Source organism: Pseudoxanthomonas sp. USHLN014 (assembly GCF_037153335.1).
In the GTDB taxonomy this organism is placed as follows: Bacteria; Pseudomonadota; Gammaproteobacteria; order Xanthomonadales; family Xanthomonadaceae; genus Pseudoxanthomonas_A; species Pseudoxanthomonas_A winnipegensis.
The window spans coordinates 2,501-5,435 of record NZ_JBBCKO010000022.1; the positions used below are offsets into that span (position 1 = coordinate 2,501).

Genomic DNA, 2,935 nt, shown 5'->3' on the forward strand with positions numbered 1-2,935 from the left:
GAAGGTGACAGCCCTGTATTTGAAAGGGCCATATCAGTGAAGACGAGTAGGGCGGGGCACGAGAAACCCTGTCTGAACATGGGGGGACCATCCTCCAAGGCTAAATACTCCTGACCGACCGATAGTGAACCAGTACCGTGAGGGAAAGGCGAAAAGAACCCCGGAGAGGGGAGTGAAATAGATCCTGAAACCGTGTGCGTACAAGCAGTAGGAGCCTCGCAAGGGGTGACTGCGTACCTTTTGTATAATGGGTCAGCGACTTACTGTTCGTGGCAAGCTTAACCGTGTAGGGGAGGCGAAGGGAAACCGAGTCTGATAAGGGCGCATAGTCGCGGGCAGTAGACCCGAAACCGGGTGATCTAGTCATGGCCAGGGTGAAGGTGCCGTAACAGGTACTGGAGGCCCGAACCCACGTCTGTTGCAAAAGACGGGGATGAGCTGTGATTAGGAGTGAAAAGCTAATCGAACCCGGAGATAGCTGGTTCTCCTCGAAAGCTATTTAGGTAGCGCCTCATATGTATCCTCTTGGGGGTAGAGCACTGTTATGGCTAGCGGTCCATCGCGGATTAGCAAACCATTGCAAACTCCGAATACCAAGACGGACTGTATGGGAGACACACGGCGGGTGCTAACGTCCGTCGTGAAAAGGGAAACAACCCAGACCCACAGCTAAGGTCCCAAATTTCGTGCTAAGTGGAAAACGATGTGGAAAGGCACAGACAGCCAGGAGGTTGGCTTAGAAGCAGCCACCCTTTAAAGAAAGCGTAATAGCTCACTGGTCGAGTCGGTCTGCGCGGAAGATTTAACGGGGCTAAGCACGAAACCGAAGCTTGGGGTGCATCGCGATAAGCGATGCGCGGTAGAGGAGCGTTCCGTAAGCCTGCGAAGGTGGATTGAGAAGTCCGCTGGAGGTATCGGAAGTGCGAATGCTGACATGAGTAACGATAATGCGGGTGAAAAGCCCGCACGCCGAAAGCCCAAGGTTTCCTTGCGCAACGTTAATCGACGCAGGGTTAGTCGGTCCCTAAGGCGAGGGCGAAAGCCGTAGTCGATGGGAAGCAGGTTAATATTCCTGCACCTCGCGTAAGTGCGATGGAGGGACGGAGAAGGTTAGGCAGGCCAGGCGTTGGTTGTCCTGGTGAGAGCGTTGAGGCGGTTCCCTTTGGCAAATCCGGGGGAGCAACGTTGAGACGAAGGACCAGCCCTTTAGGGCGAAGCTGCTGATATCACGCTTCCAGGAAAAGCTCCTAAGCTTCAGCTTACGCAGACCGTACCGTAAACCGACACAGGTGGGTAGGATGAGAATTCTCAGGCGCTTGAGAGAACTCGGGTGAAGGAACTAGGCAAAATAGCACCGTAACTTCGGGAGAAGGTGCGCCTCTTCTGGTGAATAGCTGGGGGAGGCCGAAGTGACCAGGCCGCTGCGACTGTTTATCAAAAACACAGCACTCTGCAAACACGAAAGTGGACGTATAGGGTGTGACGCCTGCCCGGTGCTGGAAGGTTAATTGATGGGGTCAGCCGCAAGGCGAAGCTCTTGATCGAAGCCCCAGTAAACGGCGGCCGTAACTATAACGGTCCTAAGGTAGCGAAATTCCTTGTCGGGTAAGTTCCGACCTGCACGAATGGCGTAACGACAGCGGCGCTGTCTCCACCCGAGACTCAGTGAAATTGAAATCGCTGTGAAGATGCAGCGTTCCCGTGGCAAGACGGAAAGACCCCGTGAACCTTTACTATAGCTTTACATTGAACGTTGAGTTCGTCTGTGTAGGATAGGTGGGAGGCTATGAAACTGTGGCGCTAGCTGCAGTGGAGCCAACCTTGAAATACCACCCTGATGTGCTTGACGTTCTAACCTAGGTCCGTTATCCGGATCGGGGACCATGTATGGTGGGTAGTTTGACTGGGGCGGTCTCCTCCCAAAGAGTAACGGAGGAGCACGAAGGTACGCTCAGCGCGGTCGGACATCGCGCACTGTGTGCAAAGGCATAAGCGTGCTTGACTGCAAGATCGACGGATCAAGCAGGTACGAAAGTAGGTCTTAGTGATCCGGTGGTTCTGTATGGAAGGGCCATCGCTCAACGGATAAAAGGTACTCCGGGGATAACAGGCTGATACCGCCCAAGAGTTCATATCGACGGCGGTGTTTGGCACCTCGATGTCGGCTCATCACATCCTGGGGCTGTAGTCGGTCCCAAGGGTATGGCTGTTCGCCATTTAAAGTGGTACGCGAGCTGGGTTCAGAACGTCGTGAGACAGTTCGGTCCCTATCTGCCATGGGCGTTGGAGATTTGAGAGGGGCTGCTCCTAGTACGAGAGGACCGGAGTGGACGAACCTCTGGTGTTCCGGTTGTCACGCCAGTGGCACTGCCGGGTAGCTATGTTCGGAAGCGATAACCGCTGAAAGCATCTAAGCGGGAAGCGCGCCTCAAGATGAGATCTCCCGGGACACAAGTCCCCTAAAGGAACCATCAAGACTAGGTGGTTGATAGGTCAGGTGTGTAAGCGCTGTAAGGCGTTGAGCTAACTGATACTAATGATCCGTGTGGCTTGACCATATAACCTCAAGTGGCTTCGCCCTAGCGAAGACCACCTTAGCCTCGACGCACGTCGATGCTCACTAATCGCTCTCTACATCACAAGTAACTACGCGAGACTGAGCGCCTAATCCAGCTGTATCGGATGGCGACGCTCCAACCGTCTCCCTGGTGAAATTAGCGCTGTGGTCCCACCCGATCCCATCCCGAACTCGGAAGTGAAACGCAGCTGCGCCGATGGTAGTGTGGCTTAAGCCATGCAAGAGTAGGTCATCGCCAGGGTCTTACCCCAGACCCCCTCAGATCCAACGATCTGAGGGGGTCTTCTTTTGCGCCTGGGAAAAGCAAAGCTGCCGCGCGGCCTGGGACGCAACGCAGAGAGCCAGGCAATACGCCCG

The 2,935-nt window shown here is 54.8% G+C and carries 2 rRNA genes (1 of these 2 only partly in view); both read left to right on the forward strand.

From position 1 onward, the window contains the following. Positions 1–2,558: ribosomal RNA gene (locus tag WFQ05_RS20515) — 23S ribosomal RNA — on the forward strand (it extends 311 nt beyond the left edge of the window). 146 nt (positions 2,559–2,704) lie between these two features. Then, positions 2,705–2,819, forward strand: a 5S ribosomal RNA gene (gene rrf, locus WFQ05_RS20520). Positions 2,820–2,935: the final 116 nt, after the last annotated feature.